The sequence below is a fragment of the Acinetobacter sp. UNC436CL71CviS28 genome (assembly GCF_000620525.1).
Lineage (GTDB): Bacteria > Pseudomonadota > Gammaproteobacteria > Pseudomonadales > Moraxellaceae > Acinetobacter > Acinetobacter radioresistens.
This window is the reverse complement of record NZ_JIBB01000045.1, coordinates 1-24,345: the sequence shown is the minus strand read 5'-3', so window position 1 is coordinate 24,345 and position 24,345 is coordinate 1. Positions and strand designations below refer to the sequence as shown.

22 protein-coding genes and 2 pseudogenes are annotated in these 24,345 nt (G+C 39.8%); 7 read left to right on the top strand and 17 right to left on the bottom strand.

Annotated features, from left to right (window positions below):
- Positions 1-136: 136 nt before the first annotated feature.
- The 15 genes and pseudogenes from N518_RS17130 to N518_RS0113365 all read right to left on the bottom strand — a co-directional run bounded on the left by N518_RS17130 (position 137) and on the right by N518_RS0113365 (position 15,134).
- A complete protein-coding gene (locus N518_RS17130) occupies positions 137-229 on the bottom strand; it encodes a YHYH domain-containing protein (RefSeq protein ID WP_151809984.1) in 93 nt (30 codons plus the stop codon).
- 95 nt (positions 230-324) lie between these two features.
- Positions 325-753 carry a YqaA family protein gene (locus tag N518_RS0113425; protein WP_026444392.1) on the bottom strand — a complete coding sequence of 143 codons (429 nt, stop codon included), beginning with the start codon at positions 751-753 and terminating at the stop codon, positions 325-327.
- Positions 750-2,057 carry an MFS transporter gene (locus N518_RS0113420; protein ID WP_026444391.1) on the bottom strand — a complete coding sequence of 436 codons (1,308 nt, stop codon included), beginning with the start codon at positions 2,055-2,057 and terminating at the stop codon, positions 750-752. The genes N518_RS0113425 and N518_RS0113420 overlap by 4 nt, the downstream gene beginning before the upstream one ends.
- Before the next feature lie 83 nt (positions 2,058-2,140).
- Positions 2,141-2,479: pseudogene (locus N518_RS17535) on the bottom strand (transmembrane anchor protein); the annotation flags it as partial.
- An 80-nt stretch (positions 2,480-2,559) separates the two neighbouring features.
- Positions 2,560-2,779: pseudogene (locus N518_RS17530) on the bottom strand (transmembrane anchor protein); the annotation flags it as partial.
- An 11-nt stretch (positions 2,780-2,790) separates the two neighbouring features.
- Positions 2,791-3,504: a HupE/UreJ family protein gene (locus N518_RS0113410; protein ID WP_026444389.1), complete on the bottom strand. Its 714-nt coding sequence runs from the start codon at positions 3,502-3,504 to the stop codon at positions 2,791-2,793.
- A complete protein-coding gene (locus N518_RS0113405; RefSeq protein ID WP_026444388.1) occupies positions 3,505-3,882 on the bottom strand; it encodes a hypothetical protein in 378 nt (125 codons plus the stop codon). It abuts the gene before it with no gap.
- 11 nt (positions 3,883-3,893) lie between these two features.
- Entirely contained in the window at positions 3,894-7,022 is a 3,129-nt protein-coding gene (locus N518_RS0113400) for an efflux RND transporter permease subunit (protein ID WP_026444387.1), read from the bottom strand.
- 12 nt (positions 7,023-7,034) lie between these two features.
- Positions 7,035-8,510: an efflux RND transporter periplasmic adaptor subunit gene (locus N518_RS0113395; RefSeq protein WP_026444386.1), complete on the bottom strand. Its 1,476-nt coding sequence runs from the start codon at positions 8,508-8,510 to the stop codon at positions 7,035-7,037.
- Between the two features lie 11 nt (positions 8,511-8,521).
- Positions 8,522-9,721, bottom strand: coding sequence for a TolC family protein (locus tag N518_RS0113390; RefSeq protein WP_026444385.1), 1,200 nt, complete (start codon positions 9,719-9,721; stop codon positions 8,522-8,524).
- Positions 9,722-9,768: 47 nt separating this feature from the next.
- On the bottom strand, positions 9,769-10,215 hold the full coding sequence (locus N518_RS0113385; RefSeq protein WP_026444384.1) for a hypothetical protein: 447 nt from the start codon (positions 10,213-10,215) through the stop codon (positions 9,769-9,771).
- A gap of 272 nt (positions 10,216-10,487) precedes the next feature.
- Positions 10,488-12,965: a heavy metal translocating P-type ATPase gene (locus tag N518_RS0113380; protein ID WP_026444383.1), complete on the bottom strand. Its 2,478-nt coding sequence runs from the start codon at positions 12,963-12,965 to the stop codon at positions 10,488-10,490.
- 178 nt (positions 12,966-13,143) lie between these two features.
- Entirely contained in the window at positions 13,144-13,338 is a 195-nt protein-coding gene (locus N518_RS0113375) for a heavy-metal-associated domain-containing protein (protein WP_004733233.1), read from the bottom strand.
- 469 nt (positions 13,339-13,807) lie between these two features.
- Positions 13,808-14,689: a copper resistance D family protein gene (locus N518_RS0113370; RefSeq protein ID WP_004733231.1), complete on the bottom strand. Its 882-nt coding sequence runs from the start codon at positions 14,687-14,689 to the stop codon at positions 13,808-13,810.
- 64 nt (positions 14,690-14,753) lie between these two features.
- Entirely contained in the window at positions 14,754-15,134 is a 381-nt protein-coding gene (locus N518_RS0113365; RefSeq protein WP_004681441.1) for a copper resistance CopC family protein, read from the bottom strand.
- A 364-nt stretch (positions 15,135-15,498) separates the two neighbouring features.
- On the opposite strand from N518_RS0113365, the gene N518_RS0113360 reads away from it, so the two are divergent.
- The 5 genes from N518_RS0113360 to N518_RS0113340 are packed head-to-tail and all read left to right on the top strand — an operon-like array spanning position 15,499 to position 20,545.
- Entirely contained in the window at positions 15,499-15,930 is a 432-nt protein-coding gene (locus N518_RS0113360) for a hypothetical protein (RefSeq protein ID WP_005407407.1), read from the top strand.
- Positions 15,931-15,958: 28 nt separating this feature from the next.
- Positions 15,959-16,207 carry a DUF2933 domain-containing protein gene (locus N518_RS0113355; RefSeq protein WP_026444382.1) on the top strand — a complete coding sequence of 83 codons (249 nt, stop codon included), beginning with the start codon at positions 15,959-15,961 and terminating at the stop codon, positions 16,205-16,207.
- Positions 16,208-16,227: 20 nt separating this feature from the next.
- Positions 16,228-16,878 carry a methyltransferase family protein gene (locus tag N518_RS0113350; protein WP_026444381.1) on the top strand — a complete coding sequence of 217 codons (651 nt, stop codon included), beginning with the start codon at positions 16,228-16,230 and terminating at the stop codon, positions 16,876-16,878.
- 11 nt (positions 16,879-16,889) lie between these two features.
- Positions 16,890-19,265, top strand: a complete 2,376-nt coding sequence (locus N518_RS0113345; protein ID WP_026444380.1) for a heavy metal translocating P-type ATPase — start codon at positions 16,890-16,892, stop codon at positions 19,263-19,265.
- Complete coding sequence (locus tag N518_RS0113340) at positions 19,262-20,545, top strand: MgtC/SapB family protein (protein WP_004679352.1); 1,284 nt, start codon at positions 19,262-19,264, stop codon at positions 20,543-20,545. Before N518_RS0113345 ends, N518_RS0113340 begins: the two co-directional genes overlap by 4 nt.
- A 38-nt stretch (positions 20,546-20,583) precedes the next feature.
- Here N518_RS0113340 and N518_RS0113335 read toward each other — a convergent pair whose 3' ends face one another.
- Both N518_RS0113335 and N518_RS0113330 read right to left on the bottom strand, forming a co-directional pair.
- Positions 20,584-21,984: a heavy metal sensor histidine kinase gene (locus N518_RS0113335; protein WP_010117047.1), complete on the bottom strand. Its 1,401-nt coding sequence runs from the start codon at positions 21,982-21,984 to the stop codon at positions 20,584-20,586.
- Complete coding sequence (locus N518_RS0113330) at positions 21,977-22,657, bottom strand: heavy metal response regulator transcription factor (protein WP_004679347.1); 681 nt, start codon at positions 22,655-22,657, stop codon at positions 21,977-21,979. Before N518_RS0113330 ends, N518_RS0113335 begins: the two co-directional genes overlap by 8 nt.
- A 148-nt stretch (positions 22,658-22,805) precedes the next feature.
- On the opposite strand from N518_RS0113330, the gene N518_RS0113325 reads away from it, so the two are divergent.
- Both N518_RS0113325 and N518_RS0113320 read left to right on the top strand, forming a co-directional pair.
- On the top strand, positions 22,806-23,102 hold the full coding sequence (locus N518_RS0113325) for a hypothetical protein (protein WP_005006338.1): 297 nt from the start codon (positions 22,806-22,808) through the stop codon (positions 23,100-23,102).
- A gap of 89 nt (positions 23,103-23,191) precedes the next feature.
- Positions 23,192-24,345: multicopper oxidase domain-containing protein (locus tag N518_RS0113320; protein WP_026444379.1), on the top strand; the 1,154-nt coding region annotated here is incomplete at its 3' end.

Genomic DNA, 24,345 nt, shown 5'->3' with positions numbered 1-24,345 from the left:
AATTTAGCTCAAATTTAACCTGACAGGCACAATAAAAATCGGGTAACTGTCAGATCAGGTTTGAGCTAGTACAGTTAAACGCTACTTATAACTTTAAAGCACAGTCTTTTAAATAAAAAAACTGTGTGCGCACCTATTAATGACAGTGGTAATCACCAGTTTTACTGTTGGTATGACAACCCTGTGAGTTCGTTCCCCCAGAATGAGCATTCGCATAGGTAAATGACATGCCTATAAAGCATATTAATAAAATTCTTTTCATCTTAATCCCTCTCAAATAATTAGAATATCAACTGTATGATCTTTAATCAAAGCCAACATGGCTTAGACCATTTTTAAATAAATCAAATATATAAAAATATAACGGGAAAATTTAGCCATCAAAACTAAAAAAAGGAACTTATAAAATTTCTCCTTAAGCATTCCACTGACCAGGGTAATGGGATCACCGATCACTGGAACCCAGCTTAATAGCAGTAGAGGTGAATCATAATGCCCATATAGGTTCTGTGCCTTTAATAGCTTTTCTTCAGACACAGGAAACCATTTCTTATCTTTGTATCTTTCAATTTGTATTCCCAACCACCAATTCACGCATGAACCTAATACATTCCCTAGCGTTGCCACACCTATAAGTAAAACCGGTGAATATTCTCCCAATATTAGCATTCCTGCCAATACAGATTCTGATTGAAGAGGCAGTAATGTTGCTGCCCCAAATGCACTTAAGAATAAAAAAATATAAGCCACTATTTAGACCAATGTTGATGATACTTATCAATCATAAATTCATGTTCATGCTTACCTTTATGGTTGTGCTGCAATAAATGCTCGTGATCTTCTGGTAAATCAAGATGAGTATCTTCTAAAACTAAATTATCGTTTTTTGGCCAGATAACAAACGCAGCTACCATTGATGCTAGGGCAATGAATGCCATAGGCACAAAGGTTATAAGCGTTCCAAAGTTTGTACTTAACCAGCCCACTAATGGATAAGTGATTAGCCAGCAGGCATGTGAAAATGCAAATTGAGCTGCAAATAGCGCTGTCCGGTTTTCACTGGGAGCAGACTTTCTAATAAGACGTCCGGTTGGTGTTTGAGAAACTGAATAACCAATACCTAATATAAACCAGAGGGCTAATAGCCCAGTATAGGCAGAAATAAAGTAACCGCTAAACAGTCCAACGACGAGAACCACAGTGCCTGAAAGCATGACAGTTCTATCATTCAATTTATCTAATATTTTTGGTAATGCAAATGCAGCAAGCATTGAGCCTAATCCAAATAAACCAAATGCCCAAGTAGTCGCCTGTTCAGTTAATTCAAATGTCGTTTGAACCAAAACAACCGTATTGACAATGACAACCGCACTGGCTGAAGCAATAGCCAGATTTAAAGCGAGTAAGGCTTTTAGGCGGGGTGTTCTGAAATATATTTTTGCGCCTTGTTTGATTCGGTTATATACCCCGATAAACTCCGGCATTTTCGCATTTGGTAATTTCGCACTGACTACAAATAGTGCCGAACCAATAAATCCAACCACAGTTCCCAAAAACAAGTTATGATAACTCATCACAGTGAGTAACAAGCCTGCCAGCATTGGACTTATAATATTTTCTAGATCGTAGGCCAATCGTGATAGAGACAGCGCGTTTGTATACTCTTCTTCTATGGGCAATACATCAGGAATCATGGCTTGAAATGTGGGGGTAAAAGCAGCTGAGGCAGACTGAAGAATAAAGATCAAAATATAGATTTGCCAGATTTGAGTCACGAAAGGCAGACACAATGCGGTTAAGGCTCGAATGACATCCAACCCTACCAAAACTTTTTTTCTCGGTAATCTTTCTGCAAATGCGGAGGCAATGGGTGCGACACTAATATAAGCAATCATTTTAATCGCCAAGGCAATACCCAGGACTTGGGCTGCTTGCTCTTTTGCGATGTCATAAGCCTGTAAAGCTAGAGCAATAGTAATGAGTCCAGTACCAATCAAAGCGATGACTTGGGCTAAGAACAAATGCCGATATGTTGTGTTTTTTAATACTTCTAGCATTTTAGGGACTCCTTATTTAGAACCTAACTTTTATGCCATAAAGGTTCCAGATGAGGCTTAGACCTCATCTGGAATTTTACAAATTAAAAGACCTTTTTCATTTCACTGAAATGACCTTCAATATTCAAAGTTACAGTCACTGGATTTTCTGTTCTGTTTCGCCAGAACCAGCCATGCTTTCCGTCAAATGCAGCGGTCAATGTGCCAGATTGCTCAGTTTCATTTTTACCTTTACCGTATCCATGATAGAAGTCTTTTGGTGCATTTACAGGATCGCCATGCGTGTCATAGTTCAGACCACCACCTGAAGATTTCCAGTCAAAGCTTACACTGGCATGTTTAGGCATAGCCAACTTAACTTCAGTTGCCTGGTTAGGTTTTAATTCGATAGAGATCGATTCTTTCTTAATAGCTGGCATCATATTTGAGCTCTCATCTGATACAGCAGCCTGAGCAACCGAACTATTAGCAGTAATTACTGAAGGGACCTGAGAGGTCTCTCCCATACCATTCTCTGATTCAGCCGCTAAAGATTGCTTAATTTCACCCATTTTGGTTAAACCTAACACTTTACCTACACCAGTAGGGTCAATAGCGTATTCGGCTGGCATTACCCAAGTCACAAGAACAACAATGGCGCTCACCGCAGCAATAACAGTTGATTTGATCAGTTTTTTTGCAGAGGGTAATTCAACATCTTTTGGAATTTCAGCGTTAAACATAATTTAGATCCTTATTGAGTAATGAAGCCAGTGAGTTGGTAGCCAACAAGTAGAAAACCAAGGAACATCAAGAAGACATTGCTTTGATATGCTGTTCTGAAGAAATAAGGGGTTTTTCTCCACATCGTCATAAGCAGTAAAATGATGGCTAATGCCATGAGTTGCCCTAATTCGACCCCAATGTTGAATGAGATCAGATTCGCAAGCAGGCCATCATCTGGCACTTCATATTCCTGAATTTTTACAGCTAAACCAAAGCCGTGAATCAAACCAAAAATCAGCGTGGCAATTTTTGTATTAGGCTGGAATCCCAACCAGCGCTGATAGGCACCTAAATTATCTAAAGCTTTATAAACAATAGAAAAACCAATGATTGCATCAATAATGTATGCATTCATCGAAATGTTGTAATAGACTCCTATTAGCATAGTAACTGAATGGCCCATGGCGAAAAGGCTGACATACAAACCAATATCTCTCATACGGTATAAAAAGAAAATAATACCGACCAGAAATAATAAATGGTCATAACCTGTAACCATGTGTTTGGCACCCAGATAGATAAAGGGGATCACATGAACACCGTAGATTTCCTGTATATAGCCTTTATCACCCTCTGCAACACCATGAGCAAAAAGTGCAGGACTTATCAAGACCATACATAAAGCAATCAACAGCTTTAAATAGGTTTTGAGCTTCACATAATGTGAATCAATAATTTGCATCTAAATCAAACTCCAAAAATTAAAAAATAGTTCAAAAAAACTTATGATTTTTTTTGGAGGTTTAAAAATACGACTTGCAAGCAATAGAGCGTATTTCTGAGTGCGGTCAAATATTTGCGCACTTAACAGAAGCAAGATGAGTGCTATCTCTTTGAGAGAGGCAACATTAGAAAAATGTTCGTAATAGTTATCTTGATGATGTGAATGTTGCTGATTTACCTCATGATGATGAGTATGAATCACATCTACATAGGCATGCTCTTGAAAGCGGGTTTCAGTCGCATGCTCGTTAAAATGCAGACATAGTGCAAGACTGATGATGCAGACCAGCCACATCATCCCATATTTCATTTTTGAATCTTGCACTACTGCCATCATATTGAACTGCTCTACCCGTTCTGCTCAGCGAAATCCTCAGATTTCTTCTGACGAGCTTGGTTAAACCAAACGTACAATGTTGGCAGGATAATCAAGGTAAGTAGCGTTGAGGAAATAATTCCCCCTATGACAACGGTTGCAATTGGACGCTGTACTTCTGAACCAATCCCCACGTTTAAAGCCATCGGAATAAAGCCCAAAGAGGCAACCAGTGCAGTGATCAGCACTGGCCGCATACGTTCTAATGCGCCATGTTTTACTGCATCAATCAGCCCTTCACCCTGATCACGTAATCTCTGAATGGCCGATACGAGTACCAAACCATTGAGTACTGCAACACCTGATAAAGCAATAAAGCCTACAGCAGCCGAGATAGAGAAAGGAATATCACGGAGTGCTAAAGCAATGACTCCCCCCGTTAATGCAAAAGGCACACCGGTAAAAACCAGCACACTATTTCTGATATTGCCTAAGGCCATATAGATCATTGCAAATATCAAAATTAATGCGATGGGTACAACAATCATAAGTCGATTAGAGGCTGATTCCATTTGTTCAAAAGTACCGCCCCAAGTGAGCCAATACCCTTCTGGCATTTGGAAATCAGAGTTTAATTTTGATTGTGCTTCAGCAATATAGCTACCGATATCAGTACCACGCACGTTTGCCGTGATAACAATACGACGCTTGCCATTTTCACGAGAAATTTGGTTGGGTCCTTGAATATTCTTTAATTCAATCAACTCGGACAACAATACACTTGAACCATCAGGTAAATTGACAGGAATTTGATACAGTTTTTCCAGTTCAGTTACTGAGTTTTGATCCATCCGTACAACAATATCGAACTTACGATCACCCTCAAATACTTTACCTGCTGTTTCACCGGTGATTAGACTAGAAACGTGCTTTTGCACATCTTCTGCATCTAGCCCATAGTTCGCAATCATATCTTTTTTGAGTTCAACAGACACCATTGGCAGTCCCGACATCTGTTCAACTTTCAAGTCAGCTGTACCATTCACACCTTCAAGTACATCTGCAACACTATTCCCCAATTCCAAAAGCTGCTCTAAATCATCTCCATAAATTTTTACAGCAACGTCAGTACGGACACCTGAAATAAGTTCGTTGAATCGCATTTGAATCGGTTGAGTGAATTCATAGTTGTTCCCATATACACCTTTAGAAACACGTTCAATTTCAGCAACGATAGCGGATTTTTCTTTATCTGGATCTGGCCACTGATCGCGTGGTTTCAATATGACAAAATTATCAGCTACGTTTGGCGGCACCGGATCAGTTGCAATCTCAGCCGTACCGACTTTGGCAAATATCGTTTGAACCTCAGGGATTTTCTTGATTTCTTTCTCAAGCGCATATTGCATTTCTACCGCCTGAGTTAAGGACGTGCCCGGTATACGCAGCGCATGTAAGGCCACATCACCTTCATCTAAAGAGGGGATAAATTCAGACCCCAATCGTGTTGAAAGGCTTGCACTGAATACAAAGAATACGGCTACAAAAGCAATCAACTTGTATCTATGATTCAATGACCAATCTAAGACCGGGTTATAAATCTTTTTAATGAAGTGAACAATTCTAGACTCTTCATCTTTGATTTTACCTGCGGTCACTAAAGCCACCATTGCAGGTACAAATGTAATCGATAGAAGCATAGCGGCAACCAATGCCATCACCACGGTCATTGCCATAGGCGTGAACATCTTGCCTTCTACCCCAGTCAAGGTCATTATCGGCAAATACACTAAGATGATGATCAACTGACCATAGAGAATGGCTTTTCGTGATTCTTTAGTCGCTTCAAAAACCGTCGTGAATCGTTCTTGACGGGTGAGTATTCGTCCTAATTCTTTCTGCTTCATCGCCAATTTAGCAAGTGAGGCTTCAACAATTACCACGGCACCATCTACAATGATCCCGAAGTCCAAAGCCCCTAAACTCATTAAATTTGCACTAATTTTCTGATTCACCATACCTGTTATGGTCATCAGCATAGACAGTGGTATCACCATTGCGGTAATCAGTGCAGCACGGAAATGACCAAGAAAAATGAACAACACGACAATGACCAGAATTGCACCTTCGAGCAAATTCTTCTTCACGGTTTCAATCGTGGCATCAACTAATGTCGTACGGTTATATACTGCTTTGGCTTCAACACCTTCAGGTAAAGACTTTTGGACTTGCTGTAATTTTTGATCTACTGCATGAGCGACATTACGAGAGTTTTCTCCAATCAGCATAAAAGCTGTACCCAGCACGATTTCCTGGCCATCTTTTGTTGCAGCACCTGTACGGAGTTCATGTCCAATAGAAATCTTAGCTACATCTTTTAAACGCAAAATATAACCATTGCTTGTGGTGATCGGAATATTCTGAATTTGTTCAATCGAACTGATTTGAGAATCAGAACGTATCAAGTACTGCTCACCATTCTTCTCAATATAGCCTGAACCTTTATTCATGCTATTTTTAGAAATAGCATCCAAAATAGTCTTTTGATCTAGACCAATACTTCGTAAATACGCATAGTCGGGCTGTACAACAAATTGTTTTAAATAGCCACCAATCGTATTGATTTCATTCACACCTTCGACATTTCGAAGCTGAGGCTTGATCACCCAATCCTGAAGTGTTCGCAATTCAGTCGGTGAAAGTGGAGTCGGGTTGTTTTTTGCATTTTCCACCGTGTACATGAAGATTTCGCCAAGTCCTGTAGAAACAGGACCCATAGAAGTCGATATCCCCCCCGGGAGACTTGGTGTAACCCCTTGCAACTTTTCATTCACTAGCTGACGGGCAAAGTAAATGTCCGTGCCTTCCTTAAAAATCGCAGTCACTTGAGATAAGCCGTATCTGGATACTGATCGGGTATAGTCCAGATTAGGAATACCAGCCAAAGCCGTTTCAATTGGGTAGGTGACCTGGGACTCCATCTCGGTTGGAGATAAGCCCTGGGCCTCACTGTTAATTTGAACTTGTACGTTGGTAATATCGGGTACAGCATCAATTGGCAGTTTAAAATAGTTGTAAACGCCAAATGCCCCTATGAATAGGAAAATGATCAGTACCAGCCAACGATTCTTTATCGAGAGCTTTACAATTTGGTCAAACATAAACGCTACTCCTTAATGATCATGAGTAGCGCCAGATTTACCCAGCTCTGCTTTTAATAAATAAGAATTACCTGCTGCATAAATCTGCCCTGCTTTTAGACCAGATTTAACTTCAACAAAACCATTAAATTTATCGCCTAACTCTAGAGGACGTGCTTCAAAGTCATTCCCGACACGAATAAACACCACATCCCAATCACGGAAGTTTTGCAAAGCATCTTCACGGACAACCATCGGTTTCATGCTCTGGTTTTCAAAGATTTGTGCAGTGATTAACTGCCCTGAACGCCATTTAAACTGGTTTGGAATTTCAATAAAGACTTGCGCAGTTCGTGTTTTTGGATCAATCACATCACTGATATATTTGATACGTCCCAACGCTTCTTCTGTGCCTGTTTGAGTTTGAGGCTTAACAGTTACTTTATTGTTTGGATTAATGGCATCCAATTTATCTGCTGGCACATTGACCACAGCAAGAAGTTGAGATGTATTGGCAATTTTGAACAATGGAGATGATGGCGTTACATTAGAACCAACTGCTCCAAGCACTTGTAAAATCGTACCTGACATTGCGGCTCTGACTTCAATTGTTCCATTACCCGCACCTCCATAAGAGCTGATTAAACTATTGAGTTCATTGGCCCTAGTCTGAGCATTTTCAAATTCACGTTTGGCATTGATGTAATCAATTTCAGGTGAAACACGCTTTTGGAATAAAGCTCGTTCCTGCTCCATCTTTTTACGGGCAAATTGTAAGGTATCCAATGCAAGAGTACGTTCCGCATTAAGACGAATTAAATCCGGACTTTGTACAGTCGCCAAAAGATCCCCCTGATTCACTTGATCGCCAATTGAACGGTACGTTTTTATTAATGTTCCGCTCGCTTTAGGGGTAATAAAACTTTCAAAATTATCAGGAAATTTCAGTTCACCTTTGAGTTCGAGTGCATTTTCAAACATCATGGGTTCAACTTTTAAAAGTTCCAAACCACTGCTCTTGATACTGCTATCAAGCATAGTGACTCGTCCCTCTTTGGTATCCCATTTCCAAGTATGTTTTTTACCTTGATAATCAACATTGATCACCATCAAGAATGAATGTGGCTCATAGACAATTTCATTGCCAATCAAGTAATCACTTTCAGGCTTAAATGATATGGTTTGTTCTGCATCAAGACGCTTGATAAAAATATTGGCGCTAATCTCTTTTGGTTTTAATGGCTTATCTTTAAAATAGCCATACACCCGTAAATGAGGCTCTACCCCTTCCTCGAATATTTTGACTTCAGCAGCAAAATCACCATCGCGATATAAACGGCCCCCATGCGGTCCTTTTTCATCTCCGGCCACAGCAACTTTTTCTTCAGCCCCTTCACTCTGACTTGAAGTTTCGGCTTTATTACCGGTTTTATACCAAGCGATTGCACATAAAACGACTAATAAAGCGATAACACCTGTAGTAATTAAAGTATTGGTTGGTTTATTCATATTTTCAGGCCTTATTCTTGATCTAAATTGGTCACATAATTTCGTTCAACCTCTGCAATTTGATTTTGCAAAGCCAACCACAAATCGAATCGAGCGAGATGTTTATCCAACCAAATTTGCTTAATACTATTGAATTCAAGTAAAGAAATTTTTCCTGCCTGATACCCCATTTCAGCAATTCTCAAACTTTCTTTGGTGGCAGGAAGTATCGACTGATCATAATTTTTGATCGAATCAATCAGGTTGGATACTTCAATAGACTTATTTTCTAATTCAATTTTAGAGTTACGGTTTACGAGAATAGAACGAGTTTCTGCATGCACTTGCTCAGCTTGTGCAAGTGCAATGCTCCCCTTATTTCGATTAAAAACAGTTAATGGAATTGATGTAGAAACCAGGAATACTTTGTCGTTGGTTTCCTGATAGTTCCTTACCCCTAAACCCAGCGTAATATCTGGTATGGCTTCTTTTTTAGCTAATTCATACCGGGTTTTAGCCAGTTGAGTTTTAAGCAAGGCGTCTTGTTCAGATAAACTCACTTTATCCTCAAAGTTAATGCTTAAAGGAACTTCTATTGCTTGATCAGGTAATACAGATATGAATTTGGAACACAGATTTTTTTGAAATTGAACTTTCTTCACTTCGTTCTGATAACGTAGTTTTGATTCAGACGATAAAGCTGAACTCAATTGAACATCAGATGGAATCACTCTGCCAAACTTCAATTTTTCATTCAGAACATGGGCTTGTCTCGCGTTCATCTTGCTTTCGGTAGAATAAATTTCTACCCGTTTTGAAGCCACATACCAATTTGACATACAAACACGGAAATCGGCCTTTAATTCAGCCTGACGCTTCAATGCCTCAAATTGGTTGTTATTGCCCTGAAAACCCGCCAACTGTTTACGCAAAGTGCGTTTATTATTGAGAGGAATATCCTGAGACAAACCAATCATCGTCGTTGGCCCATCAAGATCTTTAAGGTCTGAATTACCTAAATTGTCTAATTCAAGATTAAACGTAGGATTATTAAGTCTACCGGCATATTTCTGATTTATGGCATATGCATGTTGAGACTGTTGCAAACTCTTCAAAATTGAATCGTTTGAAATTACCTGTTGTTGTAGCTGAACGTAATCAGATGCTGCAAATAATCGAGTCGTTGCTGCTACTAAACCACAGGCCAAAAATATCTGATATTTTTTAGACATGACTTTACCTATACAAAAAAATGAAAATTATTTTTTGTACAGAAAAATCAATTTCTTAGAACAATTAAACCTTTTGTAAATATATAGGAATTACAAAGATATTCTATCCTTTTCCTAAGTGCATAGGATCGAACGGGTCGTTCAAAAAGACTCAGGAAAATCAGAATGAGGGGGAGGGAAAAACTCAAGAGAAAAACTGGATCAATGCTCATTTGGTCTTTAGCTTGAACCGGTGGAGTAGAATGATGAAAAGGTGCTTCATCATAACTGGTCCAGTTGTGATTTTTAGTATCTTCTATTAAGACTTGCTCTTCAGCATGATGAATAAGAGACCATTGGCTGGAACTGTCTGTTTCAACTGAGATAGTCACATCATGATGATGATCAAGATTTTTAGCTATAACTGGCGCCCATGTGTAAGCTCCCGTTGTTGTTATTGCAAACAAAAACAGGACAAACGCAAGAATAAGTTTTGAGAACTTATTATGTGGCATACGAAAAAATCATCTCGAGATTCGCAGAAAGCATACTGAATAGAACTTCAAAAGTAAATTGTTACCTAAGATAAAAACTATTTGTATTATTTTTAGAAAAAAGTATGAGTAAGCTACCAAAGATAAGTACTCTAATGTTTGAGTTCCTCAACAACCTTATTTTAGAATTATCTTATTCAATACCCACTACTGTTGTTATGCCTGTAATAAGGATCTCATTTCCAAATATATAAAGTGAAGCCAACAAAACTTTAAATGTATATAAAAAAGGGTTAAATAATTGCAAGGGGGGCTTTAAAACGTTTTAATCGTAAAGCATTTCCTAGTACAAATATTGACGAGAGAGCCATTGCACCTGCAGCAAATACAGGAGAAAGTAGCAGTCCAAATTGCGGATAAAGTACACCTGCTGCAATAGGAATCAGAGCTGCATTGTAAACAAATGCCCAAAATAAATTTTCACGAATATTGGTTATAGTCGCTTTGCTTAAAGCGATAGCATTTGGCACTCCTTTCAGGTTGCCAGACATCAAAACCACATCAGCAGCTTCAATAGCTACGTCTGTACCTGTACCTATCGCTAAACCAATATCTGCTTCTGCAAGTGCAGGGGCATCATTAATGCCATCTCCAACATATGCGAGTTTACCATATTGATTTTTTAATTTTTTAACGGCCTCTATTTTACCTTCAGGTAAGACTTCAGCAATAACCTCATCAATACCTAGTTTTTTTGCAATCGCTTGAGCTGTATGACGGTTATCACCTGTAATCATGGCAACCTTTAGACCTAACTGATGTAACGCTTCAATTGCAGCAAATGTTGATTCTTTAATTGGATCTGCTACAGCAATAATGGCAGCAAGTTTCTGGTCAATCGCAACATAGAGAGGGGTTTTTCCTTCTTCTCCCAAACGATCCGAAAATTGAGAAAAAACATTAGGATTCAAACCTAGTTTTTCCATATATCGATCTGCACCGATATGAACCAAATGCTCAGAAACCTTCGCTTCTATTCCGTAGCCGGTCACTGATTTAAAATCAGCAACAGGGGACAGGATTAATTCCTTATCTATAGCGGCTTGTACAATTGCTCGAGCAATAGGGTGCTCAGACTTTGATTCAACGGCTGCCATCAGTGAAAGTACGGTATTGTATTCAAAACCTTCTAAGACATGCAGATCGGTTAAAATTGGTTTCCCTTCAGTCAGAGTCCCTGTTTTATCAACTGCAACCACTTTAGTTTCTTTGAGCAGCTGTAAAGCTTCACCTTTACGGAATAAAACCCCCATTTCAGCACCCCGCCCAGTTCCCACCATGATTGATGTAGGCGTTGCAAGTCCCATCGCACAAGGACATGCAATAATGAGTACAGCAACCGCGTTCACTAAACTAAAAGTTAGGGCTGGTTCAGGGCCGAAGATAAACCACGTAAGAAAAGTTAAAAGAGAGAGACCCATTACTACAGGTACAAACCACATGGTAATTTTATCAACCAATGCCTGAATAGGCAGCTTGGAACCCTGTGCCTGTTCAACCATTCGGATGATTTGAGAAAGCACTGATGAACTACCAACAGAGGTGGCTTTGATATTTAAGCTACCACTTTGGTTAATTGTTCCTCCTACCACAGTAGAGCCTATCGTTTTTTCAACGGGCATAGGCTCGCCAGTAATCATGGATTCATCAATAAAACTTTGGCCGTGAATAACTTCACCATCGACAGGGATACGCTCGCCTGGTCTAATCTCTACAATCGTTCCTGTTTGAACTTCGGCAATCGGAACTTCTATCATCTGATTATTGAGCTGTATTCTGGCAACTTTAGGCTGCATTCCAACTAGATGTTGAATTGCTAAAGACGTTCGGCCTTTTGCCTTGGCTTCAAAAAATCTACCTAATAGAATTAAAGTGATAATAACCGCTGCAGCTTCATAATAAACATTGACCGTGCCTTGTGGCAGGACACTTGGAAAGAAAGTAGCAACCACTGAATAAAGATAAGCAGCCAATGTTCCTACAGCCACCAAGGAATTCATGTCTGGTGCTAAGCGGAATAAACTTGGGATGCCCTTTTTGAAGAAGCGTCGGCCTGGAAAAATTAATGCTACTGTGGTCAAGAAAAATTGCATTAACCAGCTATTTTGTTGGCCAATGTTATCCATCATAAACGTATGAAAGGCGGGAATCAGGTGTGATCCCATTTCTAAAATAAAAACGGGTAGAGTCAATAGGACTGACAAAATTAAATCTTTTTTAAGTTTTTCTAATTCAATATTTTTTTTATCTTGAAAGCTTTCCGTAGTTTGATGAACTGACTTTGCTTCAAACCCTGCTTTGGTGACAGCCTGAATTAACGAGTCACGAGTGACAGATGAGCTTGCCTGAATAGTCGCTTTTTCAGTAGCCAGATTTACATGTGCTGATTCCACACCCTCAACAGATTTTAAGGCTTTTTCTACTCGACCTACACAAGAAGCACATGACATACCCTCAATCGTAAGCTCTATTGGTTGCAGCGCTTCCACTTCGTAGCCTGCTTTTTCTACGGCTTTAATTAGAGTAGCGCGATCAAGTGGTTGATGCGCATAAATGACTGCTTTTTCGGTAGCCAGATTTACATGAGCCGATTCAACACCCTCAACAGATTTTAAAGCTTTTTCCACACGGCCTACACAAGAAGCACATGTCATCCCCTCAATTTCTAATGTTTCACTGTAGTGTGGCGTATCAGTCATTTCGGTACTCATATACGATCTCTATCATTTAGATATGCTGAGTTCTATATGCGAAGATCAGCTCGAACCAAGATTAGGGGGAATTCAGGGATTACTTTTATTTCAAGCAAGTACAGGTTTTATCTGTACGATGAGGAAAATAAGAGAGAGTAAAAGTGGTAAGGAATTCCCACTGTTACTCTAACAGAGATTAAGCAGGATCAGCTGTAAATCCACGCTCACTGAGAGTTGCAATGACTTTATCCTGACTCACTGTTGTGTTGATTTCAACGATACGGTTTTGTAAATCAATATCGAGTGAGGCATTCGAGTCGAGCTCTTTAATTGCGGTAGTAATGCCGCGTGCACAACCACCACAAGTCATATTAGCGATGTGAAATTTCATATGTTGCTCCTTTTTAACAAAACATTTGTTGAAAACATTAGAACAGTAACTCTAAACTTTCACCATACAACCAGCCTTTTTCTGAATCAGTTACTCGCTGTAACTTGGTCTGTTTATAACCTTACAGTTTTCTTCAGAGTATTCCAAAGAAGAGTGTTCTAATGACTACAGTAAAAGTACTTAACCAACATTAATGTGACTTTAAAATGACATTTTTGTCATCTACGATCACTCTGAAATTTATAAGATTAGTTATTTCAATCAATGGTAGTGAACTGAATAGATGAGACCGTTATGGGTTGAAGATAAGCTAAAAACCGGTGACTACCTTTATGTATAATGCCTCATGATGCGATTTTACTGTTCTGATTGTCGTAAGTTGACAGTCCAGTAGAAACTTTATTGCTCAGCTACAAAAGATAAATGCAGTAATGTTAAATTTCCTCAATTCCCTTATTTTGAAATTCTCTTATTCAATACCCACGACAGTGGTTATATAGCCTGTTGTTAATAGAATTGATAGACCTAATAACATCTCAAATAAAATGGCATGACTAAGGTGTTTAGCGAATTTAGGATGTTGAAGACGCGGGGTGAAATACCATTTGTTGAAGGCAGCTAAAAGTAGAATACTTATAACAAAAAACATTTTAACCATGAAACCATAGCCATATGCAGTATTGATTAAGGTATTAAAATCTTTAATTAAAAGAAGAGCTACACTAGCGCCACAGGCGATTAATATCCCAACAATGAAAGCAGCAATACGTCCAAATACATGCATGCGATCTTTTAAAGGTAAACCACTTATTTCCCGGCTGGTTTTCCATAACGGATATAAAGACCCCATCCATAACGACATAACTAGAATATGGATTGATAATAAAATTTGAGCAAGTAAGGTTAAATTAGCGACATGTCCGAGCTGGGAAAAACTAAAAATAATCGGGATAAGTAAAATACAAAATATTGAACTTTCAATTATAGAAAAATGACCTTTGTTCCTGTTAAGTTTAACCACCATGAGAAGAAGTAAAAGAGCAAAACTAATAGAACGAAGAACGTATATATACCCCGTCGGAGTATTAACCAATATATTAATATACGTGGGGTCCACCATCCCTGTAATACCAGTATTGGCAAAACTACCAATCAGAATAAAAAATCCCAAGGTACTGGAAATTAGGCCTAATCCAGCGCCAATTGTAATATATTTAAGAATCGATTCTTTTAGTTCAAGATATTGTCTAAGTAAAAAATAGCAAAAGGCTCCACCAACGACAAAAGCTACACTTAAATATAAAATAACCTTAGTTAACCAAGTGGCCCACATCCAATATTCAGAAATCATTATTTTTGTCCATTCTAGAACAACATGCCAGCACCTCACTGACATGTTGAAAGGTAATCAATTCTTATTTAGTTGATTTGATAGTGAAACTATATTCACCATTCATGTTGTGACCATCTTTCCCCATTGTTGTCCAGACAACGGTATATTTACCTTTTTTCAGTTTCGGAAGAGCGACATCAAAGGATTTCTTTAAGTCATGAGTAACTTTATATTTTAAAGGAACATCTCTTCGCTGAGCATCCAGTAACTTAATATTCATCAACATAACCTCTGCACCAAAGTTAAGGGTCAAGTTCTTTGGTTGACTAAGGATAGATGCATTTTCCGCAGGAATCGCACTCACTAAACTCACATGAGCGAACGTAGTTGTAGTAGCCACAATCATCGTTGCAGCTACTACAACATTACGTAGAGCAGTCATTTTATTTTGAAATAATTTCATTTAAGTTTCCTCTTGATTCGTTAGTTCATTAGAGATGACTTTATAAAATCTATATTTAATGAGACCACATCATCTCCTCTTATATTTCAATTATTAGTGAGAGACAGAAACAGAGCGATGACTTCAAAATTACATTTTTGTCATTTTTAAAAATCAATAGACTCAAGTGATAAAATTATTCAATAGAAATAAAAAAATTGACTATAACCAGCTACCACCTAAGTAAAACACCGGTGGCATAACCAGCGATCAACTTCATCAAAAGAATGAGTGGAGCAAATAAATGAAAAATACCTCTCTCTATTTGTTTGCTTCATTCATTTAAAGGTTGTATCGGCTGATCAACTGATGGAAGGAAAATATCATGACTTATATCCGCCAAACTTTACTTGCACTTTGTATAACCACTGCCGCTCTAGGTGCATTAGCCCAAAATCCTGAAGAGCATAAAACTCATCACCCAGAAAATACTCCTCCATCCACAGTCACTGTTAAAAAGACAGCTACTGGCACGATGACTCCAGACAAAATGGCTGCAATGGACCAGCACATGAAAGCGATGCAAGCCATGCATGAAAAGATGATGGCTGCAAAAAACCCGCAAGAACGTCAGAAACTTATGGCTGAGCACATGAAACTCATGCAAGGAGGTATAAGCATGATGAAACAGATGGGTAGCCAAAGCATGAATGCCAATATGGCTGACCGTCAGCAAATGATGGAAAAACGCATGGACATGATGCAATCCATGATGCAAATGATGATGGACTGTATGCCTCCCTCCACAACTAAATAATTACCCATGAATTAGAGAGGGAAGCACCATGAACCATCAACCTCAAGAACATAATTCAGTACCTAACTTTTGGTCTACACGTTATGCCATCGGTCTATTAGTGCTTGGTGGTGTGGCAGCCTATTTTCTCTTAACCGAGCATTTGGCCCATGTCGTTGGTTTTTTACCCTTTTTACTCCTTTTAGCTTGTCCACTCATGCATATTTTTATGCATGGTGGTCATGGGCATAACCACTCGCAGCAAAAAAAATCCGATATATCTGATAACAAAAAATAGCTCTTATCAGGAGATCCATCATGAATCATGCGGAATCGGCTTATGGTTTATGGACGCTGGTTATCATTAACTCAGCAGTTTTTATCATGTTCGCTTTCAGTTTTTTTAGACCTTCCACTGCGCGCGATTGGCGTACATTTGGGGTCTTTTCGGCTTTTATCATTGCTCTATTTGTCGAAATGTATGGTTTTCCTTTAACCATTTACCTGTTATCTGGTTGGCTTCAAACTCGCTTCCCTCAACTTGACTTACTTTCTCATAATGCAGGTCACTTGTGGTCAACGCTATTAGGTGAAAAAGGTGATCCACATTTTGGCATTTTGCATATCGCCAGTTACGTTTTCTTGGGCTATGGATTTTACCTGTTATCAACGTCATGGCACGTGCTGTACAACGAGCAACGTCAGCATTCTTTAGCGATCACAGGCCCTTATGCACGTATACGTCACCCACAATACGTGGCTTTTGTGATGATCTTGCTGGGTTTTTTATTGCAATGGCCAACTTTACTGACACTGATTATGTTTCCAATCCTACTCTTAATGTACAGCCGCTTGGCAATTAAGGAAGAGGCTGAAATGAGTAAACAGTTTGGCGCTGTCTATGACAGCTATGCTCAACAGACTCCGAGATTTATTCCAAAATTCGGCCATAAAACCACTTTACCATAAGAGAATTATTTATGTCAGATCAAAAAAATCATAACCAGGACCATATGGCACAGGCTACAACAGACGTACTGAAAGACCCAGTCTGTGGTATGACCGTCACTGAAGAATCGAAATACCATGAGGAATTTAAGGGGAAAACTTACTTTTTTTGCAGTGATAAATGTCAATCAAAGTTTCATAGCAGCCCGGTGCAATATATCGCTAAACCCGCAACGACGACTGCCGATGCACATACACAGCATCATCAGACTACTCAATCCGTTAATGAGACAAGCACAACAGGCACGATCATCTATACGTGCCCAATGCATCCAGAAATTAAACAAGATCATCCTGGAAACTGTCCTAAATGCGGAATGACACTGGAGCCACTCATTCCTGAATTAGAGGAAGATGAGAATCCGGAGTTACGTGATTTCCGCCGACGCTTCTGGTGGACACTGCCATTGACCATCATCGTGACTTTTTTGGCGATGTTTGGCCATCAACTGAACCTGTTCGACATGGCAGTTCAGAGCTGGATTGAATTAGTGTTGTCACTCCCAATTGTACTGTGGGCAGGTTGGCCATTTTTTTCCCGTGGTTGGCAATCGGTTGTGAATCGCAGCCCAAACATGTGGACCCTGATCGGTCTAGGTACAGGGGCTGCTTTTATTTACAGTGTGGTTGCGACCATTGCACCACAAATCTTTCCAGACTCATTTATCTCCATGGGTCGTGTCGCTGTTTACTTTGAAGCTTCAGCGGTCATCATTTCTTTGACCCTACTGGGGCAAATACTGGAATTAAAAGCACGTTCGCAAACTTCTGCTGCAATTAAGTCACTCCTCGGACTTGCTCCTAAAACAGCTCGCCGAATCCTGCCCGATGGAACTGAGGAAGATGTTCCTCTGACTCATGTCCATGTAGGAGATTTACTCCGCATCCGCCCAGGTGAAAAAGTTCCTGTGGATGGTGTAGTCACCGATGGAAGCAGTTCATTGGATGAATCTATGCTGACAGGTGAACCTTTACCGATCACTAAACGCATCGGTGATAAAGTCATTGGTGCTACCCTGAATACCAATGGTTCATTGATCATGCGTTCAGAGAAAATTGGTTCAAGTACCATGTTGTCTCAGATCGTACAGATGGTGGCGCAAGCTCAACGCTCAAGAGCCCCAATGCAACGCATGGCTGATCAGGTTGCAGGTTGGTTTGTCATGGCTGTAGTAGCCATTGCCTTGCTTACCTTCTTTGGATGGGGACTGTTCGGCCCAGAAGAGTCGAGCTGGGTTTATGCATTAATCAATGCTGTGGCAGTACTCATTATTGCCTGTCCTTGTGCACTAGGCTTGGCAACTCCAATGTCTATCATGGTTGCAACGGGTCAAGGTGCTACTCATGGTGTGTTGTTCCGCGATGCAGCAGCCATTGAGAATCTGCGCAAGATTGACACACTAATCATTGATAAAACAGGTACGTTGACCGAAGGACGCCCTGTATTCGATCGTGTGGTTGCCGCATCAGGTTTCGATGAATCTGAAGTATTACGTTTAGCCGCCAGTCTTGATCAAGGCAGTGAACACCCGCTAGCCGAAGCGATTGTAAATGCAGCACACGAACGTGGCCTGTCTCTTGAAACACCAGATAATTTTGAATCAGGCTCAGGGATTGGTGTTCGAGGTCAAGTGGGCGATCGTCAGTTAGCTTTGGGCAACACAGCACTGATGGAGCAATTAGGTATCTCGGTACAATCTCTGATTCCGCAAGCCGAAGAGCTGCGTTCAGAAGGTGCAAGTGTGATGTATCTCGCTGTTGATGGTCAATTGGCTGGCCTGCTTGCTGTATCTGATCCAATCAAAACAAGTACCCCCGAAGCACTTGCCACCCTGAAGGAAGCAGGTTTACGGATCGTGATGGCAACGGGAGATGGTCTCACCACTGCACGTACAGTCGCAGCACGTCTGGGTATTGATGAAGTACATGGTGAGGTTAAGCCAGCAGATAAACTGGAACTTGTAAGCAAATTACAGAAGGAAGGTCGTATTGTTGCCATGGCCGGCGATGGAATTAATGATGCACCAGCACTAGCCAAGGCTGATGTTGGTATCGCTATGGGGACCGGGACTGATGTCGCAATGAATAGTGCTCAAGTTACCTTGGTCAAGGGAGATTTACGCGGTATCGCGGTTGCCCGTTCACTTTCGGAAGCTACTGTTGGCAACATGAAACAGAACCTCATGTTTGCTTTCCTTTACAATGCCTTGGGTATCCCAATAGCAGCTGGCGTACTCTACCCATTTACCGGTTGGTTGTTGTCACCGATGATTGCGGCCTTGGCTATGAGTTTGAGTTCAGCTTCAGTGATCACGAATGCCCTTCGCCTGCGACATAAAAAGCTATGATAGAGAGTCTTTTTCTTCCACCAGATGTATCAGGCCTGATTGCAGCACTTGCCATCGGCCTGCTCATTGGTTTAGAACGAGGATGGCACGATCGTGAATTGCCCGAGGGCAGCCGAGTAGCAGGCCTACGTACCTTCACATTGACAGGATTGCTCGGAGGAGTGCTCGGTCATTTACAACCAAACTTCGGGCCTTGGCCGCTGGTCGCGGCCGTATTAGGGCTTTCCTTATTATTAACAGTGTCCTACGCGCGTACCGCAAAACTTTCCGGTAATCTAAGCGCTACCACGACGATCGCGATGCTGTTGACATTAGTTTTAGGTGCATATGCATCCCATGGTAATGTTACTTTAGCATTAACCGCGGCTGTAATCGTCGCTGTATTTTTGGATCTCAAGCCAACCTTACACGGTTGGCTACGCTTGATAGAGCATCGTGAATTAACCGCATCCCTGCAGTTGCTGGTACTTTCTGTCGTTATATTACCCTACTTACCCAATACGGGTCTGGGACCTTTTGCTGCATTAAATCCTTACCAGTTATGGTGGGCAGTGATCCTGATTGCCGGACTCTCTCTGGCAGGTCATTTTGCCATGCGGCTTACCGGTTCAGAAAGAGGCATATTCTGGACAGGTCTATTGGGTGGTTTGGCATCTTCTACAGCTGCAACTGTCGCACTGGCACGCTATACACGCCAGCACCCCGTCATGGTCAGTGCTGCTATTTCTGGAACATTGGCTGCCTGTGGCATCATGTTTTTTCGTATGGTTGTGCTGATAGGCGTCATTGAGCCAGCATTGCTAAGCACTTTTGGTGGTGCAATGATGATTGCGGGAATCCTTCTGCTGGGTATGGCATTGTGGAGACAACGCCAAATTACCAGCGCTGAAAACAACGATCGAACAATAGAAGCAATGGCTCCTTTTGATCTTGGGACAGCATTCAGCTTCGCTGCTTTCCTGGCTGTCATGGCAGTCTTGGTCCCGGCAGCAAAACAATGGTTGGGCACCAGCGGCATCTTCGTATTATCGACTATTTCTGGGCTAGCAGACGTAGATGCTATTTTAGTCTCACTTGCCCGCCTGCATAGTACTGAAGGCTTAACAACAAATGTGGCTGCTGTCGCGCTAGGGCTGGCCACACTGAGCAACATGTTAAGCAAAGCGACAATTGCATGGATGACAGGGGGGGCACAGTTTGGCCGAGCTATCATATTTGGCTACACAATTGCCATGATAGGTGCTGGCGTAGCTCTGGCTCTCAGTTTGAGCTTTATGTAAGGTCAACTCGGGTAAATGGAAGATGTTCAAAAAATGAGTTAAAATGATTCCCCTTGCATGGATTCACTTTGAAAAACAATGGTAAAAATGATTCGACCATTGAGGGATTCAGCCTGGATGGTCGCCCCAAGCATATCAAGAATAGATTTTGTTATGGCAAGCCCTAAGCCGGTTCCTTCTTCTGTTCTTTGTCTAGACGCATCTGTTCGATAAAAACGATCAAATAATCTGGATAGTTGTTCAGGAGAGAGTTCAGGGCCTTCATTTTCAATTGAAAATATTGTGTTATCTAAATTCTGTTGAAGTTTTATCTGTATTGTAGAATTCTTGTTTCCATATTTAACTGCATTAGACAATAGGTTGCTGAGTGCGCGACGTAACATAGCAGGATCACCTTTTACATTGCCAGATCCTGTTTGTTGAAGTGTCATATTTTTTTCGGCAGCTAGAGCGTCATAGAAATCAAATAAAGCGGTAACTTCTTTAATGAGGTCAATATTCTGTAAGTTCTGTAAATTTAAGCCATGTTCTGCTTTTGCCAAGAAAAGCATATCGGACACCATTCGAGCCAAACGTTCAAATTCTTCTAAATTAGAAAATAGTATTTCTTGATAAGTACCAATATCTCGGTTACGGGCGAGACATACTTGAGTTTGGGTCATTAAATTATTAATCGGTGTTCTAATTTCATGTGCTAAATCAGATGAAAAATCGGAAAGTTTTTCTAAAGCTGACTCTAGTCTGTCCAGCATAGCATTGAAGGCGATTGCCAATGATTTTAGTTCGGTTGGTGTATGCTCAACTTCTAAACGTTCTGAAAGATGTTGAGCAGAAATTCCTTCTGCGACCTTAGCCATTTTTTGCACTGGTCTTAAACCTCTCCAGGTTGCAAACCAACCTAAAAACATTAAACAAATTGTACCAGCCAAACCAATATACAAAAGTTGACGCTTAAAATCTTTTAGAAAATGTAGATGTTCTGATGTATCGATCCCAACAATAATTCGTACAGATTGTATTTCAGAATTTCTATTTATACCTGTAGTGTAGATCATGCCACGATAGGTCTTATTCTTAATTTTCCATTTAATCCAAGGGTTATTTGCTGACTTGATTAACTGTTGAGTATTAATGATTGAAGGTGTTGAACTAAATAAAATCTGACCTGCCGGTCGTTCTATTTGGACCATAAGATCATGGTGTCCAACTAAAGCATCTTTCAAATATAGATCAAGTTCTGGAGAATTTTTAGGATGCTGTTGGAGAAGATTCTGAATAAGCTGGATTTTACCTTCTAATTGGGTACGATCTTGCGTTTCAAAATGATGCATCACTAATTTATGGATGAAAAACCCCATCATAATGAGAATGCATATAGTCGATAATGAGAAAATAATACCAATACGAAAACTGATAGATTTGAATAATTTATTATTCATCTTCTACCTCTAATACATACCCCATTCCTCTAATATTTTGAATTAACTTAGGGGTAAAATTACTATCTACTTTATTTCTTAATCGTTTAATAGCGACTTCAACTACATTTGTATCACTATCAAAGTTCATATCCCAAATTTGAGATGCAATAAGTGCTCTTGGTAGAATTTCACCTCTTCTACGCATAAAAAGCTCCATAAGCGCAAATTCTTTAGCCGTCAGATCAATGCGTTGACCTGCTCGTGTTACCCGACGTTTTCTCAAATCAAGTTCTAAATCAGCAATCTTAATAATATTATTATCTTCTCTTTGTTGCCCTCGTCTAAGGAGCGTTTTTATTCGAGCTAGAAGCTCTGCAAAAGCAAAAGGCTTTACTAAATAATCATCAGCGCCTAACTCTAAACCTTTTACTCGATCTTCGATTTGATCTCGGGCGGTAAGAAAAAGAATGGGCATTGTTTTACCGCTGCTACGAATATCATTGATAATATTCCAACCATTTAGTCCAGGTAACATCACGTCTAAAATAATTAAGTCATACTCTTCAGAAAGAGCTTGATGTTTACCCGTTAACCCATCTGTAACCCAGTCCGTAATATAGCCAGCTTCGGATAAACCTTGCTTGAGATAATCACCAGTTTTTTGTTCATCTTCAACTAATAGTATTCTCATTTCCGAATCCTAAGTCATTCATTAAAACTATAATAACGTTATAAAACATCTGATCGAGATAGATTACAAAAATGTCATTTTCAAGTCACTTAGATGTTCAGTGCTTCACTTTATTGTAGTAGCAAGAAATTAACTTTTAGAGAAACTTATGAAAACTGTAGTGCGTCGTAGTCTAACAATTTTAATGTGTGCTGGAACTTTAATTGCTGGTACTCAATCTTGGGCAAAAGATGTATCAACCTCAAGTGCCACTAAAACGGTAAAAGCACAGGAACCTTGTACAAAACCTTGTAAAATGGAAAAAGATGACAAGACTCAGCAAGATCATAGTCAACATCAGTCTCCTAACTCATCTGACATGTCAAAAATGGATCATTCTATGATGAATATGGACCATTCTAAAATGGATCATTCAAAGATGAATATGCCTGGTAGCAATAAATAATTTTATAAATAGCGAGAAAGAAGTATTAAAGTTTATACTAAATATTTGCTTTATTACTTCAATCTTGACCTTTCTAAAGGTGAGATAGAATGTCAAAAAAGTTAAGTCATATACTCTTAATTGGAGTTGGTTTATTTTCATCAACTTGGGTAATGGCGGCAGTTAAAGAATATGATTTAACAATCGCTGAACAAACTGTAAATATCACAGGAAAACCAGTTGAGAGAATTACTGTAAATGGTAAATTCGTTGCACCACTTCTTGAATTTGAAGAAGGTGATGAGGCCGTTATCCGTGTTCACAATAAGTTAAAAAATCAGGACTCTTCAATCCATTGGCATGGCTTATTATTACCTGGAATTATGGATGGTGTACCTGGATTTAACAAATTTAATGGCATTGCCCCTAATAAAACTTATGAATATAAGTTTAAAGTCCGCCAAAATGGTACTTATTGGTATCATTCACATAGTAAAGGACAAGAACAAGACGGTTTATATGGTGCTTTTGTTATTTATCCTAAAGATAAAACTCCACTAACAGCTGCTGAAAAAACCGATAAAGATTACGTTGTTTTGCTTTCTGATTTTCATAATTCAACAAGTGATCAAATTATGAAAAATCTTAAAAAAGAAGCAGATTACTATCAGAACCGTCGCGAAACAGTATTCGATGTATTAAAACAAGTTAAACGTGATGGATTAAAGGCAACTTGGCAAGACCGCTCTATGTGGAATCAGATGCGGATGTTGAAAACAGATATGTCCGATGTGACTGGTTATACATTTTTAATGAATGGCAAAACACCTCAGCAAAACTGGACCGGTAACTTCAAAGCTGGTGAAAAAGTTCGCCTTCGTTTTATTAATGCTTCCGCTATGTCATTCTTTGATGTACGCATTCCAAACCTAAAAATGACTGTAGTCAGTGCTGATGGTCAACCTGTAAAGCCCGTTCCTGTAGATGAGTTCCGTATTGGTACTGCTGAAACCTATGATGTCATTGTGGAACCAAAACAAGCACATTACCAAATTGAAGCTGAATCTATTGATCGTACCGGTTTTTCAGTGGGAACATTACATGAAGAAAGCAGCCCAGCAGTCAAACAAATTGAGATGCCTAAATCTCGCCCTCGTGCTTTATTAACTATGGAAGATATGGGGATGAGCCATGACATGTCATCTATGAAAGATATGAATCACGATATGTCTTCTATGAAAGGTATGGATCATGATATGTCTTC

Bases quoted from the DNA above. Each gene is read 5' to 3' on its own strand.
- N518_RS17130 (WP_151809984.1), bottom strand. From the start codon at position 229: ATGTCATTTACCTATGCGAATGCTCATTCTGGGGGAACGAACTCACAG.
- N518_RS0113420 (WP_026444391.1), bottom strand. From the start codon at position 2,057: ATGCTAGAAGTATTAAAAAACACAACATATCGGCATTTGTTCTTAGCC.
- N518_RS0113410 (WP_026444389.1), bottom strand. From the start codon at position 3,504: ATGCAAATTATTGATTCACATTATGTGAAGCTCAAAACCTATTTAAAG.
- N518_RS0113405 (WP_026444388.1), bottom strand. From the start codon at position 3,882: ATGATGGCAGTAGTGCAAGATTCAAAAATGAAATATGGGATGATGTGG.
- N518_RS0113400 (WP_026444387.1), bottom strand. From the start codon at position 7,022: ATGTTTGACCAAATTGTAAAGCTCTCGATAAAGAATCGTTGGCTGGTA.
- N518_RS0113395 (WP_026444386.1), bottom strand. From the start codon at position 8,510: ATGAATAAACCAACCAATACTTTAATTACTACAGGTGTTATCGCTTTA.
- N518_RS0113390 (WP_026444385.1), bottom strand. From the start codon at position 9,721: ATGTCTAAAAAATATCAGATATTTTTGGCCTGTGGTTTAGTAGCAGCA.
- N518_RS0113385 (WP_026444384.1), bottom strand. From the start codon at position 10,215: ATGCCACATAATAAGTTCTCAAAACTTATTCTTGCGTTTGTCCTGTTT.
- N518_RS0113380 (WP_026444383.1), bottom strand. From the start codon at position 12,965: ATGAGTACCGAAATGACTGATACGCCACACTACAGTGAAACATTAGAA.
- N518_RS0113375 (WP_004733233.1), bottom strand. From the start codon at position 13,338: ATGAAATTTCACATCGCTAATATGACTTGTGGTGGTTGTGCACGCGGC.
- N518_RS0113370 (WP_004733231.1), bottom strand. From the start codon at position 14,689: ATGATTTCTGAATATTGGATGTGGGCCACTTGGTTAACTAAGGTTATT.
- N518_RS0113365 (WP_004681441.1), bottom strand. From the start codon at position 15,134: ATGAAATTATTTCAAAATAAAATGACTGCTCTACGTAATGTTGTAGTA.
- N518_RS0113360 (WP_005407407.1), top strand. From the start codon at position 15,499: ATGACTTATATCCGCCAAACTTTACTTGCACTTTGTATAACCACTGCC.
- N518_RS0113355 (WP_026444382.1), top strand. From the start codon at position 15,959: ATGAACCATCAACCTCAAGAACATAATTCAGTACCTAACTTTTGGTCT.
- N518_RS0113350 (WP_026444381.1), top strand. From the start codon at position 16,228: ATGAATCATGCGGAATCGGCTTATGGTTTATGGACGCTGGTTATCATT.
- N518_RS0113345 (WP_026444380.1), top strand. From the start codon at position 16,890: ATGTCAGATCAAAAAAATCATAACCAGGACCATATGGCACAGGCTACA.
- N518_RS0113340 (WP_004679352.1), top strand. From the start codon at position 19,262: ATGATAGAGAGTCTTTTTCTTCCACCAGATGTATCAGGCCTGATTGCA.
- N518_RS0113335 (WP_010117047.1), bottom strand. From the start codon at position 21,984: ATGAATAATAAATTATTCAAATCTATCAGTTTTCGTATTGGTATTATT.
- N518_RS0113330 (WP_004679347.1), bottom strand. From the start codon at position 22,657: ATGAGAATACTATTAGTTGAAGATGAACAAAAAACTGGTGATTATCTC.
- N518_RS0113325 (WP_005006338.1), top strand. From the start codon at position 22,806: ATGAAAACTGTAGTGCGTCGTAGTCTAACAATTTTAATGTGTGCTGGA.